Annotated in this window: 16 protein-coding genes; 7 read left to right on the forward strand and 9 right to left on the reverse strand. The window is 73.1% G+C overall.

Features of this window, described 5'->3' with window-relative positions:
• Positions 1-93: 93 nt before the first annotated feature.
• Both ABZ635_RS14585 and ABZ635_RS14590 read right to left on the reverse strand, forming a co-directional pair.
• Entirely contained in the window at positions 94-1,410 is a 1,317-nt protein-coding gene (locus ABZ635_RS14585; RefSeq protein WP_357764311.1) for a phosphoribosyltransferase family protein, read from the reverse strand.
• A gap of 158 nt (positions 1,411-1,568) precedes the next feature.
• The gene (locus ABZ635_RS14590; protein ID WP_357764313.1) at positions 1,569-2,129 is read right to left on the reverse strand and encodes a GNAT family N-acetyltransferase; all 561 of its coding nucleotides are present in this window, start codon (positions 2,127-2,129) and stop codon (positions 1,569-1,571) included.
• A 340-nt stretch (positions 2,130-2,469) separates the two neighbouring features.
• Here ABZ635_RS14590 and ABZ635_RS14595 point away from each other — a divergent pair, with 340 nt between their 5' ends.
• Positions 2,470-3,669, forward strand: coding sequence for an MFS transporter (locus ABZ635_RS14595; protein WP_357764316.1), 1,200 nt, complete (start codon positions 2,470-2,472; stop codon positions 3,667-3,669).
• Positions 3,670-3,759: 90 nt separating this feature from the next.
• Here the strand turns inward: ABZ635_RS14595 and ABZ635_RS14600 are convergent, their stop codons facing one another.
• From ABZ635_RS14600 to ABZ635_RS14620, 5 genes are all read right to left on the reverse strand, one after another.
• Positions 3,760-4,533: a hypothetical protein gene (locus ABZ635_RS14600; protein WP_357764319.1), complete on the reverse strand. Its 774-nt coding sequence runs from the start codon at positions 4,531-4,533 to the stop codon at positions 3,760-3,762.
• A gap of 29 nt (positions 4,534-4,562) precedes the next feature.
• Positions 4,563-6,038: a hypothetical protein gene (locus ABZ635_RS14605; protein ID WP_357764322.1), complete on the reverse strand. Its 1,476-nt coding sequence runs from the start codon at positions 6,036-6,038 to the stop codon at positions 4,563-4,565.
• A gap of 387 nt (positions 6,039-6,425) precedes the next feature.
• Positions 6,426-7,187 (reverse strand): hypothetical protein, encoded by a 762-nt coding sequence (locus tag ABZ635_RS14610; RefSeq protein ID WP_357764325.1) that lies wholly within the window; start codon positions 7,185-7,187, stop codon positions 6,426-6,428.
• Entirely contained in the window at positions 7,184-8,017 is an 834-nt protein-coding gene (locus tag ABZ635_RS14615; protein WP_357764328.1) for a hypothetical protein, read from the reverse strand. The genes ABZ635_RS14610 and ABZ635_RS14615 overlap by 4 nt, the downstream gene beginning before the upstream one ends.
• Positions 8,018-8,133: 116 nt before the next feature.
• On the reverse strand, positions 8,134-9,135 hold the full coding sequence (locus tag ABZ635_RS14620; RefSeq protein WP_357764331.1) for a YihY/virulence factor BrkB family protein: 1,002 nt from the start codon (positions 9,133-9,135) through the stop codon (positions 8,134-8,136).
• A 117-nt stretch (positions 9,136-9,252) separates the two neighbouring features.
• Here ABZ635_RS14620 and ABZ635_RS14625 point away from each other — a divergent pair, with 117 nt between their 5' ends.
• From ABZ635_RS14625 to ABZ635_RS14645, 5 genes are all read left to right on the forward strand, one after another.
• The gene (locus ABZ635_RS14625; protein ID WP_338042027.1) at positions 9,253-9,342 is read left to right on the forward strand and encodes a putative leader peptide; all 90 of its coding nucleotides are present in this window, start codon (positions 9,253-9,255) and stop codon (positions 9,340-9,342) included.
• Between the two features lie 187 nt (positions 9,343-9,529).
• Positions 9,530-11,227, forward strand: coding sequence for a nitrite/sulfite reductase (locus ABZ635_RS14630; RefSeq protein ID WP_357764335.1), 1,698 nt, complete (start codon positions 9,530-9,532; stop codon positions 11,225-11,227).
• Between the two features lie 96 nt (positions 11,228-11,323).
• Complete coding sequence (locus ABZ635_RS14635) at positions 11,324-11,530, forward strand: hypothetical protein (RefSeq protein ID WP_357764338.1); 207 nt, start codon at positions 11,324-11,326, stop codon at positions 11,528-11,530.
• On the forward strand, positions 11,527-12,228 hold the full coding sequence (locus tag ABZ635_RS14640; protein WP_357764341.1) for a phosphoadenylyl-sulfate reductase: 702 nt from the start codon (positions 11,527-11,529) through the stop codon (positions 12,226-12,228). The genes ABZ635_RS14635 and ABZ635_RS14640 overlap by 4 nt, the downstream gene beginning before the upstream one ends.
• A complete protein-coding gene (locus ABZ635_RS14645; RefSeq protein WP_357764344.1) occupies positions 12,225-12,995 on the forward strand; it encodes a sirohydrochlorin chelatase in 771 nt (256 codons plus the stop codon). Before ABZ635_RS14640 ends, ABZ635_RS14645 begins: the two co-directional genes overlap by 4 nt.
• A 77-nt stretch (positions 12,996-13,072) precedes the next feature.
• Here the strand turns inward: ABZ635_RS14645 and ABZ635_RS14650 are convergent, their stop codons facing one another.
• Together ABZ635_RS14650 and ABZ635_RS14655 are read right to left on the reverse strand one after the other, a co-directional pair.
• On the reverse strand, positions 13,073-14,254 hold the full coding sequence (locus tag ABZ635_RS14650; RefSeq protein WP_357764346.1) for an MFS transporter: 1,182 nt from the start codon (positions 14,252-14,254) through the stop codon (positions 13,073-13,075).
• A gap of 123 nt (positions 14,255-14,377) precedes the next feature.
• A complete protein-coding gene (locus ABZ635_RS14655) occupies positions 14,378-14,719 on the reverse strand; it encodes a DUF5713 family protein (protein WP_357764349.1) in 342 nt (113 codons plus the stop codon).
• A gap of 122 nt (positions 14,720-14,841) precedes the next feature.
• Here ABZ635_RS14655 and ABZ635_RS14660 point away from each other — a divergent pair, with 122 nt between their 5' ends.
• Positions 14,842-15,510, forward strand: coding sequence for a pyridoxal 5'-phosphate synthase (locus ABZ635_RS14660; protein WP_357764351.1), 669 nt, complete (start codon positions 14,842-14,844; stop codon positions 15,508-15,510).
• Positions 15,511-15,596 lie beyond the last annotated feature (86 nt).

Consider the following 15,596-nt stretch of genomic DNA (forward strand, 5'->3'; position numbering starts at 1 on the left):
CCCCGGCCCCGATAACCCGCGGCGCCCCGACGTAGTACGTCGAGGGCGCCGCGGGTTTTCCCGTCTCGACGGCCGCCCCCGAACCGCGATCGCTCACCCGCCGCCCGGCAGGTGCCGGTCGAACCAGTCGAGCGCGTCCGCCGTGACCCGCCGCCACCCCGGGTCGCCCCTCAGCAGACCCTCGGGCCCGGACACCACCCTGAGCTCGGAGGGACCGCCGAGCCGCCCCCGTGTCCACTCACCCAGTTCACGGACGAAGGAGTCCCCGCTCTCCAACAGGATCAGGGTCGGCGCGCGCACCGAGGACAGGTGCGGCTCCGCCAGGTCGGCGCGACCTCCGTGGACCACCACCGCCGCCACGTCCCGCGGGTGCTCGGCCGCCGTCACGAGCGCGGCCGACGCCGCCTCCCCCGAGCCCAGCAGACCCACGGGACCCTCGGCCGCTTCGGTGGAACCGCGCACCCACGAGACCGCCGCGCCCAGCCGCTCCCCCAGAGCCCCCGGATCGGTCTCCGTACCGCCGTCCCCGCCCCGGGCGGCCCGCTCCTCAGCTGTCAGCACGTCCAGCAGCAGGGTCGCGTAGCCCGAGCGGCGCAGTGCCGAGGCGCCAGCACGCCACCGGGGGTCGCCGTACCCGTCGCCGAAGGCCATCACCACCGCCCCGCGCGGCGCCGACGGCACGGTGAGTTCGCCGTCCAGGAGGACCCGCCCCGCGCGCACGCGCACGGCCCGGGGGACCTCCTCCCCGCGTCGGAGGCGTTCGCGCTCGGACAGGATGGAGACGACGTCGCTGTCGGAGAGCTGGTCGAATTCGCGGTACCACTCCCCCACCGCCTGGAAGTTCTCCGGTGCGGTCAGCACCACCAGGTCGTCGGCGTCCTCCCGCAGCGCCTCCAGTGCCTCCGGGGCCGCGACGGGAACGGCCAGGACCAACCGCGCCGGACCCGCCTGACGCAGCATGCGCAGGGCCGCCCGGGCGGTGCCGCCGGTGGCGACCCCGTCGTCGACGACCACGCAGTCGCGCCCGGCCACGTCAGGGAAGGGGCGTTTCCCCCGGTAGGCGCGGCGCCTGCGGTCGAGTTCGTCCCGTTCGGACTCCACCGTGCCGGACAGCGCCTGGCGCGGGACCCGCATCCGGGCCAGCGCGAGGTCGTCGTAGAGGATCTGTCCGTCCTCGGCGATCGCCCCCACTCCGGTCTCGGGATGACCGGGCAGACCGATCTTGCGGACGACCAGAACGTCGAAGTCGGCGTCCAGGCGCTCGGCGAGCTCCGCCCCGACCGGCACACCACCACGCGCCAGGGCGAGCACGATCGGGTCGTTGACGGCGTGGGGACGTACCCGCTCCGCGAGGCGTCGCCCCGCCTCGGAACGGTCGGTGAACGGAAGTGAGACGGGTACCGGGTTCATGTCCTCACCGGCGCCGGGACCGCGGAGCCCCCGCGCCGCTCCTTCCGGAAAGTGTGGAGTGAGCCGCTGGAACAGTGCTACCGGCATACCCCGCCTCCCACGGGTCACAACCCCGAAGCGGGGCAAAATGAGCGCCCGCGTCCTCCGGGAGACCGAGGTCAGCGCCCCCGCCGACCGCCTCGTAGAACCGCCATGAGCAGGGCGTCGTGGCGCCGCCCCTCCCACAGGAGGGCGTCGCGCAGGCGCCCTTCGACGTAGAAGCCGCAGGAACGGTAGACCGCGATGGCGCGCATGTTGAAGGCGTAGACGTACAGCCAGAGGCGGTGCAGACCGATCCGTTCGAAGGCGTACTCCACGACCAGCTGGGTGGCCTCCCGCCCCAGGCCCCGCCCCGCGAACTCCATCGCGGACAGGGCGATGCGGTACCCGGCCGTCTCGTTCTCCGGGGAGACCGCGTAGACGGACAGCTCACCGAGGTAGCGGCCGTCCTCGGGCGCGACGATCGCCAGGTCCATCCGGTCCGAGCGACCCCCGCGGCTCTCGCACCACTGACGGGCCTGTTCGTAGGTGATGTGGCCGTGCGCGCCGGTGAGTCTGCGGACCTCCTCGTCGAGGCCCGCCGCGAAGTAGGCGTCGGTGTGTTCGGGGCCGAGGGGGACCAGTCGTACGCTCTTCCCGTTCAGCGTGGGCGTGTCTCGCAGCGCGCTCGTTCTGATCATGTGATCTTCCGGTTCCGGCCGGGACGGTCGGGGCACGGCGCGTCCCGGTACGAGGGAGTCAGCGGGCAGGGGCGCCAACGCGGGAGCGGGCCGCGGGGGCTGGCCGGTGTCAGGGGCCTGTGGTCGGGTCGGGGAGTCGGTTGGGGACCGGAGTGCGGGGAGGGAGCCGGGGAGCGGGTGTGACCTCCGAGGTTCCACGTTGACGAGGGCGGACCCCCTATGTAAAACGGCTCCGGGTCGCATGGCAAGCCCGGCTGCCCGGCACCCGAGAAAAGGCTGTCCACCGGAACCGCCCCCCGGATAGCATCCGCACGCACCGCCACGACCCTTGGAGCCCTCCTTGCACCCGCAGACCGTCCCGTCCACCGAACCCCCGCCCGAGGCCAGGCGTGCCAGGGTCGCGGTGTCCACCCTGTTCTTCGTCAACGGGTTCACCTACACGAACGCCGTGCCGTGGCTGCCGGTGATCAAGGACTCTCTGGGGCTGACCAACGCCGAGCTGGGGCTGGCGATCGCGGCGATGCCGTTCGGGGCGATCCTGACCGGCATGCTCGCGGGTCCCCTGATCCACTGGTTCGGCAGCGGGAGGACCGCCGTCGGGACGAGCCTGATCTCACTGGGAGCGCTTCCCTTCATCGCTCTGGCCCAGAACTGGTGGATGCTCGCCGCCGCGCTGTTCGTGATGGGCTCCGCCGACGCCTGGACCGACTCGGCGCAGAACTCCCACGGCCTGCGCGTCCAGCGCCGCTACCGGCGGAGCATTATCAACACCTTCCACGCGGTGTGGAGCTTGGCGGCGGTCTCCGGCGGCCTGCTCGGGGCGGTCATGGCCGGTTCCGGCGTGCCGATCCTGTGGCACCTGGCCGGGGTGACGGCCGTGCTCGTCGTGGTCAACGTCGCGATCAGCCGCATGTTGTTGCCCGGGCCGGAGAACAGCGAGCGCGCGGACGGCGTCAACGGCCACGACGGCAGTCGGGCCCGCGTCCCCGCCCGGAGCGTCCTGCTGCTGGTGATGCTGGGCGTGCTGCTCATGGCCGCCGGAGGCATCGAGGACTCCGCCGCGTCCTGGGGCGCCGTGTACATGAGCACCGAACTGGGCGCTCCGCTGTTCCTCGCCGCCATGCCGTTCGTGGCGTGCCAGGCCATGATGACGGTGGGCCGCCTGGTCGGCGACCGGGTGACCGACCGGTTCGGCGCGGTGGCGGTGGGCCACGCCAGCGGTCTGCTCTCCGCCGGAGGACTGGCCTTCGCCCTGCTGCTTCCGCACCCGGTGACCACCGTCATCGGGTTCGGCGTGATGGGGCTCGGCGTGTCCACACTGTTCCCGCTGACCCTGGCCGCCGCCGGAAACATCCCCGGGGTACGCACCGGTGACGGCGTGACGGTGGTGGGCTGGCTGGGCCGGGCCGGATTCCTGGCCTTCCCTCCGCTCGTGGGGTACCTGGCCGACACGCTGACGCTCGGCAGCGCGCTCTGGGCGATCGCCGCGGCGGGGGTGGCGGCGTTCCTGCTGGCCTCCGCGCTGCGCCCGCGCTCCTGAGGAAAGGAGAGGGGCCCCGCCCACCGATGGAGATCGGCGGGCGGGGCCCCCGGGTGTCAGAGCCGCCCGGAGGCGGCGACGGACACGGTACTACTCGGCCATGCCCGGACGGCGGCTCCCAGCCCACAGGGCCAGGGCACCGATACCGGCCACGACGGCGCCGCCGAGCACGAAGCCCGACATGTCGATACCCGTGGCGGCGAGCTCGCCGCCGGTGTCACCAGCGGCGGGGGCCGGACCGCTGGGGGTCTTGCTGCCGGGGGACTTGCCGCCGGGAGCGTTGGTGTTGGGCGGCTGGCTGTTGTCGCCGGGGCCGGAACCGAGGTCCGGGTTCTCCGGAGTCTCAGGACCACCGGGACCACCGGGGTTCTCCGGAGTCTCAGGACCACCGGGACCGCCGGGGTTCTCCGGGGTCTCGGGGGTTTCCGGAGTCTCGGGCACCTCAGGGACCTCGGGCACCTCGGGCACCTCAGGGACCTCGGGCACCTCAGGGACCTCGGGCACCTCAGGGACCTCAGGGACCTCGGGCACCTCGGGGTCGGGGTCCTCTCCGCCCGGGTCCTCACCGTCGTCATCACCTGGCGGCGGGAAGATCGGCGGCAGGTCGAGGTGCATCGGCAGGGCCGTGACCTCTTCGAAGGCCTGCTCCACGATCGGAGCGACCTCGACCACGGGGGCCGCGGCGGGGGCGGGAGCAGCGGCGGGGGCAGGGGCCGACTGCTGGGCCACCACGGGGGCGGCCTCGGGCGTGACATCGGGGACGGTCTCATCCGCGGTCTCGGCCGCGAAGGCCGGCGCCACCGAGAAGCCAGCCATGAAAAGGCCGGCTGCGGTGACGGTGAAGACCCGCTTCTTAAGGGACATCCCACTCCTCTCTTTCGCTTGCGAACTGTTTACTCAGGGGGGATGGCATACAGGTGGTCGTCGTCGACCACCACCGCGCGGTCGCCGAGAAGACCGCGCGGAGTCTGTGCGTCCCGGGGAACCTCGGACGGCTCGCCGGCGGCGTCCAACGCCACCCGTTCGCCGTCCAGGTCGCCGAAGACCTGGGAGCCGACCGTGATCTCCGGAGTGAAGCCCGGGACCACGGCAGTCTCACCGGTGGCGGGGGAGAACAGCACCGGCCCGTAGGCGACCAGTTCGGTACCGAACGGCGCGGAGAGGTGGCTGACCCCCTCCAGGGCGTCCTCCTCGATCTCCGCCGCGCCGAGCACGGCGCCGTCCTCGCGGTCGTGGAAGGCCAGGAGCGAGCCGTCGCCTCCCTCCGCCTCCCAGCGGACGATGACGTACTCGCGCAGAGCGGTGACGACGCCCTCCATGTCACCGGCGCCGTGCGGGCTCTCGGCGTGGACGTCCTCCTCGTCCCCGCCGGGTTCGACCCACTGCCAGGGGCCGTTGACCACGGCCGTCAGGGCCCGGTCGCCCGCCGCGAGCATCGGTTCCGAGAGTCCCGGAGCCTCGAACTCGGCCAGCTCGCCGTCGATGGGCAGATAGGCGGAGTCGACGGTGCGGACCAGGACGGAGTCGCCCGCGTACCGGGCGACACCGGACTCGGGGAGGGTGATGCTGGTGGGGCTCCCTCCCGCGACCGGCCAGAACCACAGGGTGTCGGCGGTCTCCATCACGACGCTGTCCTCGCCGCCGTACTGCACGAAGCGGGGGGCGCCGAGCCCGTTGCCCGCCTCGAAGGGCAGTTCCACGGACCACTCCCGGGAGCCCTCGGAGCCGAGGACGTTGAGCCGGTCGCCGGGATCGACGTAGGCCAGGTACGCGCCGTCACGGCTGATCCCGGGCTGGGTCTCCGGAGCCAGCTCCTCGCTGAAGTCGACGGTGTCCGCGTAGCCCGGCGGGGGCGGGAACTCCAGGGGGACGCCGGTGGCGTCGGGTTCCTCTTCCTCCTCCGCCGAAGGCGCGGCTCCGCCCAGCATGATGTGGGTGACGACCATCCCGCCGCCCGCGACGAGCAGCAGGGTGAGCGCGACCGCTCCCCCGATGAGGACCTTGCGGCCCGCACCGCCCTTCTTCCGGTCCTCCTGAGGCCGTGGCGGGGCCGGGCCGGAGGGTCCACCCGGGTCGGGCTGTTGGGACCGGTCCGTCATCGCCTGGTCCGCCGCCTGGACGACGCCCGAGGGGGTCGCGACCAGACGCCAGTAACCGTTGGCGTCGCGGGCGTCGACGAGCACCGGCTGCCCGATGTGGGCCGCGTAGCCGGTGGCGACGTCCAGCGCGGCGCGGCGCGTCTCCTTGGGGGCCAAGCCGGTCACGACCTGGCGCTGTCCCTCGATGACGATCTCCGCGCTGCGCTCGTCGGGCGCGATGACGATGACTGCGGTGGGCCGGGGGTGCTCCGGACGGGACGCCCGGCTCATGGTGCCTCCGAAGGCATGGGGAACGTGAACCTGTTCGTGTACGGGAGCAGGGGGACGATCAGCGATGACGGTCGATCGCGGCGCGACGGGGTCCGCAGGCGGGGGTCAAACGGCACACGAGTAGTCAATGCTGCACGTGATGATACTGACCGTCTCAGAGGATGTTCACTCCGTTCCATCATCGAGGATTCGGACAACGGCCCCGCTCCCACCCCGCACCCACGGACACCACCAGGCTGACCAGCCACAACGCACGTGGGCGGAAGAACAAGGCCGTTGGAAAGACGTGCTGACGATGGAGAGGACACCCAAAAAGGCGATCAGGTTCACGCCGAAATTGGCCGCATCCGGCCAGACCGATTCCCGCCCCGCTCCGTGGTCCGCCGCTCACACGCGCGGAACGTACCGCCGTGGATCGTTGACGTCGGCCCGGGAGAGCTCCAGGGTCCGCCACCACTCGCTCCCCGCTGGCAGGGGACGGTAGCTCAGGTCGACGTGCGCGCTCTCACCCGGACGCAGGACCACCTCCAGCGGCGCCGAGCGTTGCAGCGACATGACCGCGCGGACACGGTGGCGCCCCGGCGGGAGGGCCACCGTCGCCCACTGCCCCGCCGCCAGGCTCACGACGCTCTCGCCGTCCACCTGGAACCGGGGGTTCAGCCGGTTCAGACCCGACTTGCGCTGGGTGGGGAAGCCCAGGCTCAGCACGGACCAGCCCGGCGGCGGCACCACGGGGGCTCCCCAGCCGACGACCATCGGCCCCGGTCCGAGCAGGGGCGCCTCCCGGGACTCGCGCACCTGGCAGGCGACCGCGAGGGCGTACAGGGGCAGGACGAAGAGGAGGAGGAAACCCACCTCCCAGGAGCCGCGCCAGACCATGACGACCACGGCGACCGACAGGAGCGGCGCGCACACGACGTGCGGCAGGACACCCAGGACCAGGCGGTGGAGTTCGGGGGCGGCCCGGCGCTCCCGTTCGAACTCCGCCGGGGAGACCAGTAGTGCCAGCCGGGTCAGGAACAGGCACACCCCACCGAGCAGGAAGCCGAAGTACTGGACGACGGGGAAGGGGGCGCCCCAGAACCCGAGGAAGAGCGCCGCCCCGAGGGAGAGCATGACGCCGAGCAGGAGGACGGAGGAGAGTCTCATCGAACCTCGTTCCGGGGAAGGGGAGCCGGTGCGCCGACGCGCTCCCGGAGGTGGGCGCGGTGGCCCAGGGCCGCGAGCGCCAGGGCCGCCAACGGGAACAGACCGAGCGGCCACCACACGCGCGGGTCCCCGGAACCGGCGAGGACCAGCGCGAAGGGCAGCGCCGACACCACCGACATCGCCCAGGACACGCCCACGAGGGGCCCGCTCGCCGTCGGCGGTCCCGTCCGCGCGTCGGACCGGTCCGACGGGAGCGGGACGACCGTCTGGAGGACGCCTGCCACCAGGAGGACCGCGACCAGGACGAGCAGGAGGAGGACGAACCAGGTCCGGCTCAGCCCCGTGTTGGTGAGGACCACGTACAGGACGAGGCTCACCAGGGCCAGGCCCGTGGCCCCCACGGAGAGGCTCTGCGAGGGGCTCGACCGGCGCGGAGCGAGCCGGGCGCGCGACGGACGCACGTGGGCCAGGGTGGCGAGCAGGGCCAGCGCCAGCGCGCTCAGCGGAAGAGGAAGGATCGGCCACAGCCACGGGAGGAGCCCGGGCTCGGACAGCACCACCAGCGTGGAGACGGCGGCCAGCGGCCACGCCGACCAGACGAGGAGCGGGGGCAGCCCCTCCCCCGCGCCGGGACGACGGGGCAGGGCCGCCGCGCCGAGGACGCACAGGACGACGAGGACCAGGGCGAGGAGGTGGAACGCGGACCCCTCGCGAAGGGGGTGGCCCGTGGTGAGCGTGAACCAGAGGGACTGGCCGAGCACGGCGGCCATGCCGGCCGCGACGGCCAGACGCGTCGCCGTGGGGTGCGGGGACCCGGAGGGGGAGGGCACTGAGGGCCTTTCGGGGGGATGGCGCCCGGGCTCGGGGCGACGGGTTCGCGGCCCTCCACCGGACACGTCGAAAATACCGAACTTCCGGACACCTCGACCCCTCTGGCCGTTTCCTGTCAGCGGCTGTTCAACGTGTCGATGACCGCCTGTTCGCGGCGCTGGGCGAGCCGGTCGGCCCGCTCGAAGCGGCGGTTGGCGAGCTCCGCGCGGGCGGCGGCGGTACGCACCGTCGGCCACAGGGCGTCGATCTCGGAGTTGAGCGAGGACCCCACCAGCACCGCGATGGCCATCACGTACAGCCAGGCCAGGATCGCGATGGGGGCGGACAGCGACCCGTAGATGGACACCTGGCCGAAGGAGGCGTCCAGGTAGGCCCGCAGCCCCGCGGAACCGGCCAGGAGCACCAGGGTGGCCAGGAGCGCCCCCGGAAGGTGACGTCGGAGCGGGGTCCGCACGGGGACGCTGAGCGCGTACAGCAGCGTCACCGCCGCCGTCACGAGCAGACCCACCAGCGGCCAGTAGAACAGGTTGAGGCGCCCCACCGTGAGCGGCAGCAGCTCGTGGACGATGTCGGGACCGGCCACCATCACCGGCAGCACCACGACGGCGAACAGCAGCCCTCCCAGGTAGGCGAAGAAGGCCAGTACCCGCTGCCACAGCCACCCGCGCAGCTCGTCCAGACCGTAGGAGATGGTGATGGAGCGGATGAACACGTTCATCGCCCGCGAACCCGACCACAGGGAGACCAGGAAGGTCACCGACAGGACCCCGCCCGGCACGCCGCCGAGGAAGTCGTCCACCAGGGGTTCCACCACGCTCTCGACGGTGGCGGGTGTGAGGATGCGTGCCGCCAGGTCCAGCAGCCACTCGCGGATCTCCTCCACGAGGCCCTGGCCGAACACCATCGCCAGCGGCCCCAGGGCGCCCAGCAGGCACAGGAGCAGGGCGGGCAGGGAGATCAGGGCGAAGAAGGCCGACTCCGCGGCCAGACCCACCACCCGTTCACGGGAGAGGGCGCGGACGGTGCGCGCGACGAGCAGCACGGCGTTGTGAACGACGGGACGACGGCGCTGCCAGGCGTCGACCATACGCCACAGGCCCTCCCAGAATCCCACCACAGGGAGAACGTTAGCGCTCCGCGGCACGACCGGGACACCGGGAGCATGACGTGACTCACATCGGAGCCCCTCCGGCCCGCCTGGACAAGGCCCGGACCCCCGTGACATTCTCGAGGCATGAACGCTGTTCTCGACCCCATGCTCCGCGTGCGCCGCCACGTGGACTTCCTGCGGGTCAGCAGCGCCATCTGTTGCAGCGTCGGATAACTTCTCGCCGCCTTTTGACGCACCCGTGACTCAGGGGTGCGCGCGGCCCCGGCGCTCCCCCCTCTCGCGAACTCCCACACACGGATTCCACCCGTGACACCCGCCACGACGACGTGCGGTGTCCACGGGCCTGTGGTGCGGGCACCGGGTCCGTGAGCACCCCGCGACCCCAACGGAGACACCCGCGATGCCTCCCTCTTCCGCGCAGCCCGGCACATCCCCCACGGGAGCCGCCCCCCGGCGTCGCCGTGGCGAGGGCCAGTGGGCCCTCGGCTACCGCGAACCGCTGAACAAGAACGAGGAGAACAAGAAGAACGACGACGGGCTCAACGTCCGCGACCGGATCATCAACGTCTACGCCAAGGGCGGGTTCGACTCGATCGACCCGGCCGACCTGCGCGGGCGCTTCCGCTGGTTCGGGCTCTACACCCAGCGCGCCCCCGGCATCGACGGCGGCAAGACCGCCGTGCTGGAGCCCGAGGAGCTCGACGACCGGTACTTCATGCTGCGCGTGCGCATCGACGGCGGCCAGCTGACCGCCGCGCAGCTGCGCGCGGTCGCGGAGATCTCCCGCGACCACGGACGCGACACCGCCGACATCACCGACCGGCAGAACGTGCAGTACCACTGGATTCGTGTGGAGGACGTGCCCGCGATCTGGGAGAAGCTGGAGTCGGTGGGCCTGTCCACGACGGAGGCCTGTGGCGACACCCCGCGCGTGATCCTGGGGTGCCCCCTGGCGGGGGTGGCCGAGGACGAGGTCCTGGACCCCTCGGAGCAGATCGAGCAGATCTACACCGAGCACATCGGCAGCCCGCTCTTCTCGAACCTGCCCCGCAAGTTCAAGACGTCGCTGTCCGGGTGCAGCGTGCACTGCGTGAACCACGAGATCAACGACGTGGCGTTCGTGGGGGTGCGAAACGCGTCGGGTGAGGCCGGGTACGACCTGTTCGTGGGCGGCGGGCTGTCCACCAACCCGATGTTCGCCCAGCGTCTGGGCACGTTCGTGCGCCCGGACCAGGTGAGCGAGGTGTGGGCCGGGGTCTGCGGGATCTTCCGCGACTACGGCTTCCGCCGCCTGCGCACCCGGGCCCGGATCAAGTTCCTGATCAAGGAGTGGGGGCCGGAGCGGTTCCGGGAGGTCCTGGAGCGGGAGTACCTCGGCTACGCGCTGCCCGACGGCCCCGAACCGGTGCTGGACCCGGGGGTGCGCCGCGACCACGTGGGCGTGCGCCGCCAGCGCGACGGCCGCTTCTCCGTGGGTTTCGCCCCCCGGGTGGGGAGGGTCTCGGGCACCTCGCTGCTGCGGGTGGCGGAGATCGCCGAGGAGCACGGGTCGGACCGCATCCGCACGACGGCCGACCAGAAGCTGGTCGTCCTCGACGTCGAGGAGGCGCGGGTACCGTCGATCACGGCCGCGCTGGAGGCCGAGGACTTCCAGGTCCATCCGAGCGTGTTCCGCCGCCAGACGATGGCGTGCACCGGCATCGAGTTCTGCAAGCTGGCGATCGTGGAGACCAAGGACCGCGCCGCGACGCTCATCGACGAGCTGGAGAAGCGGCTCCCGGACTTCGAGGAACCGGTGACCATCAACGTCAACGGGTGCCCGAACTCCTGCGCGCGCATCCAGGTCGCCGACATCGGTCTCAAGGGCCAGCTGGTCATGAACGACCGGGGCGAGCAGGTGGAGGGCTACCAGATCCACCTCGGCGGCGGCATGGGACTGACTCAGGCCTTCGGCAAGAAGATCCGCGGTCTGAAGACCACGGCCGACGACCTGCCGGACTACGTCGAGCGGGTCCTTCGGCGCTTCCGGGCCCAGCGCGAGGACGGCGAGACCTTCGCCGCCTGGGCGGGCCGCGCCGACGACGCGGACCTGAAGTAGCGACCACCTGACACCCAGGGCCCGGGCGGTGCGCCGCCCGGGCCCGCCCGGCCCCCGTACCCCGGGGCCGGGTCGACCGGAAGAAAGGGGTGTGCCGTGTCCGAGAGGGCCGCACCCTACTACTGCCCCTACTGCGGCGACGAGGACCTGGTGCCCGAAGAGGGTGCCGCCGTCAGGGGAGAGGGCTACCCCTGGGCGTGCCTGTCGTGCGCCCGGGTGTTCCGGGTGAAGTACGTGGGCCTGCGCTCCGCCTCGTTCTCCGCGGGCGGAGCCCCCTCCAGACCGACGGAAGGCAACGAATGAACGCCACCATCACCACGACGGGCGGACCGGAGCTGGCCGAACGGGCCGCGCGCGAGCTGGAGGAGGCCTCGGCCCCGGAGATCATCGCGTGGGCCGCCCGGACCTTCGGCTCCCAGCTCTGCATGACGTCCTCCATGGCGGACGCGCTCATGGTGGACCTCGCGTCCAGGACCGCGCCCGGCATCGACGTGATCTTCCTGGACACCGGGTACCACTTCCCCGAGACCATCGGCACCCGTGACGCCGTGGCCTCCGTCTACGACATCAACCTGATCAACGTGGAGCCCTCGCGGACCGTGGCCGAGCAGGACCTGGCCCTGGGCCCCCGGCTGCACGGACGCGACCCCGGGATCTGCTGCCACCTGCGCAAGGTGGAGCCCCTCCGGCGGGCGCTGGAGCCGTACTCGGCGTGGCTGACGGGGCTGCGCCGGGAGGACTCGCCGACCCGCCGCGACACCCCGGTCGTGCAGTGGGACCGACGGCGGCGGATGACCAAGGTCAATCCCATCGCCCGGTGGACCCGGGACGACGTGGACGCCTACATGGCCGAGCACGGGGTGATGGTGAACCCGCTCCAGTACGACGGCTACCCCTCCATCGGATGCGAGCCGTGCACCCGCCGGGTGGCTCCGGGCGAGGACCCTCGAAGCGGCCGGTGGGCGGGGACCGGCAAGACCGAGTGCGGAATCCACGTATGAGCGCGGCGACGGGGCCCCGACCGGGCGTCTCGGTGCCGCTGCTGGCCGTGGCGCACGGGAGCCGCGACCCGAGGTCGGCGCGGGCGGTCACCGCCCTCTTCGACCGGGTGCGCGCCCTGAGGCCCGGCCGGGACGTGCGGGTGGCCTTCCTGGACCACGCGGCCCCCGGGGTCGAGGAGGCCCTGGAAGGGCTGGCCTCGGGCGGCGCCGGCGCGGCGGTGGTCCTGCCCGCCCTGCTCACGGCCGCCTTCCACAGCAAGGTGGACCTGCCCTCGGTCCTCGACCGGGCCCGCGCACGGGGCCCCTGGCTGCGTCTGGGCTACGCGGACACGCTGGGTCCGCACCCGCTGCTGCTCGACGCGGTGGAACGGCGGCTGGCCGAGGCCGGGGCACGCGCCGATCCGGACACGGCGCTGGTGCTGGCGTCGGCGGGGTCGAGTGATGCCGGGGCCAACGCGGTGATCGCCTCGATGACCCGCGAACTGGCCGAGCGGGGCCCCTGGGGCGAGGTCGTGGCGGCCTACGCCTCGGCGGCCGAGCCGACCCCGGGCGATGCGGTGCGGGACCTGCTCGCGCGCGGCCACCGCCGGGTGGCGGTCAGCGGCTACCTGTTGGCCCCCGGGTTCTTCTCCGACCGGGTGCGGGCGCAGTCGGTGGCGGCCGGGGCCTCGGTGGTCGTCGACGCGCTCGGGGACGCGCCCGAGCTCGCCCACGTGGTGTGGGAGCGCTACGACGCGGCGGTGGCGGCCTGGCGGGCCCCCGTGTGAGTCCTCCCAGGAGGCGGGCGGTCCCGGTGGCCGCCCGCCTCTGGCCCGTCCCGGCCGCGGTTGGCCCGCGTGCGCGGTCAGGCCGCGGTGACGGCCGCGGCGAGCAGGATCGCGGCGGAGAACAGCAGCGCGCCCGGGGCGCCCACCGCTCCCGCGACCCCGGCCGCGGCGGCCGGGACGGCGACCTGCCCGAGACGGTTGCCCCAGATCCGCAGGGCCAGCGCCGCCCCACGGGCGCCGTCCGGGGCCAGGGTGGTGACCTGGGCCATGGTCAGGGGCTGCCCCAGGCCGAGCAGGAACCCGCCCACCAGGAGTACCGTCGCCAGGGTGGCGAACCCGCCCGCCGGCAGCGCCACCAGGACGAGCGCGGCGGCGGCCACGGAGGTGCTGGTGGTCACCAGGACTCTGCGCGACCACCGCCGCCGCATCCACGGCAGGGTGAGACGGGAGAGCAGGGAGGCCCCGGCGCGCAGGCTCAGCAGCACCCCGACGAGCATCGGCGACAGCCCCCGGCTCTCGGCGATGAGCGGCAGGTAGGCGGTCAGGATGTCCACCGCGGTCAGCAGCGCGAGGCTGGTGAACAGGGCGGAGGGCATCCCGGGGCGACGCAGGAGGTCGCGCGTGGGCACCGGGGGCGCGGCCCGCTCCTCGGCGGTGCGCCGCAGCGGGCGCAGCCGGGCCAGCGGGATCAGCGGCAGGACGCCCAGGGCGGCCACCGCCCCGGCCAACAGCAGCGCGGTGGAGGTGGCGGAGAGCAGTTCCGCGCCGGAGGCGTCCGCGAGCAGGGCGCCGGAGACCAGGGGTCCGGCGAGCTGCCCGAGGGAGGCCGCGGCGGTGAACCAGCCGAAGTCGCGGTCCAGGTGTTCGGGGCGCGAGTAGCGGGCGATGAGGGCCTGGGCCGCGACCATGCACAGCAGGTGCCCCACCCCCACGACCGTGCTGGCCAGGGCCAGCCCGACCAACCCCCCGGACGCGGCCAAGAGGAGGCTGCCAGCGGCCAGGACGACCGAGCCGAGCCCCGCGAGCCAGGCGATCCGGGGCGCGCGGTCGGTGAAGCGTCCCAGGGAGACCGCGACGACCAGTGGGAGCAGGGCGTAGGCGGCGGTGACCAGGCCGATCTCGACGGCGTCGCCGCCCACCGCGATGGTGCGGTAGGAGATGAGGGGACGCACCAGGTTGAGGGCGGTGTGGGTGAGGACCACGCTGCCCAACAGGCCCCACAGCCACCCCGTGTGTCCGGTCGGTGCCGCGTCAGCCATGTTCCCCCTCGTCGCGGGCCCGGTGCGCACCCGCCGTTCGCATCCCGTGACGGGTCCGGACCGCCACGGCCCGCGCATCGTACCGGGGGACGTTCGGTGCGAAACCGGGCGGGGCGCCCCCGGTCACCAGTCCCGGGGCGCGACGAGCTCCTCGGGGTCGGCGTCGGTGAAGCCGTATGCGGCCGCGACCAGCCAGAAGGAGCCGCCGATGTCCTCTCTGGCCACGGTCTCGATCTCGCTTCCGGCGGCGTCGAACTCCTCCTCAAGGGAGTTGAACTCCTCGGTGGCCGCGTGGGTGAGGACGTAGAGCTCCGCGAGGTCGGCCGGGCGGTCGGCCTCGATCCGGGCGCACAGGGCCAGCAGGATCGCCCGGCCGCGCTCGACGAGGTGGGCGGGGAAGTAGGGGTCGGACCGCATGTCGGCGAGCAGGGCGTCGGGGTCGGGTCCGGTGGCGTGGTGGCCCATGGTCTTCTCCTCGGGGATGGGGATGGGGGTGGGGCTGTGGGATCGGCACGGCCCATACTGCTGGACCGCACCGACGTTTCGGAGGTAGCTTCGGGGCCCGGACCGAGTGGACGGAGAAGTGGATGGCCGAGCGTGAGGGTATCCGGGACATGCTGCGCGGGCTGCGGGTCTTCGCGGGCCCGCTGGCCGCCTTCGACCCCTCCACCGCGCCGGACGACCCGGTGGAGCTGTTCGTGGAGTGGCTGGGCGAGGCGATCGCGGCAGGGGTGCCCGAGCCGCACGCGATGACGCTGGCCACGGCGGGCGCCGACGGGACGCCGTCCGCGCGTGTGCTCATCCTGAAGGACCTCACCGACGAGGGCTGGTCCTTCGCGACCACCACGTCCTCGGTCAAGGGCCGCGAGCTCGCCGAGAACCCCCGGGCCGCGCTCCTCTTCTTCTGGGGGCCACAGGGCCGCCAGGTGCGGCTGCGCGGCCCCGTGGAGCTGGCGGGCGCCCGCGAGCGCGCCGCCGACTTCTCCGCGCGTCCCCTGGAGGGCCGGGTGGCGGGTCTGCACGGTCGCCAGAGCCAGCCCCTGGACTCCCTGGAGACCGTCCACGCGACCGCCGAGGAGAGCCGTGCCCGGCTGGAGGCCGACCCCGGACTGGTGCCCGACGACTGGGGCCTGTACCGGCTGGTGCCCACCGAGGTCGAGTTCTGGCAGGCGGACCCGGACCGGCGCCACACGCGCCTGCGCTACCGGCGCCGGGACACCGGCGCACCGTGGGAGCGCGGGCTCCTGTGGCCGTGACCCGCGCACCGGGGCGGGCGCGGACCCGGGGGGCGCGGGCACCGGCGCACACCGGCCCGAAGTGTTGCGGCGGCGTTACCGAACCG

This window comes from Nocardiopsis sp. NPDC007018 (assembly GCF_040635075.1).
In the GTDB taxonomy this organism is placed as follows: Bacteria; Actinomycetota; Actinomycetes; order Streptosporangiales; family Streptosporangiaceae; genus Nocardiopsis.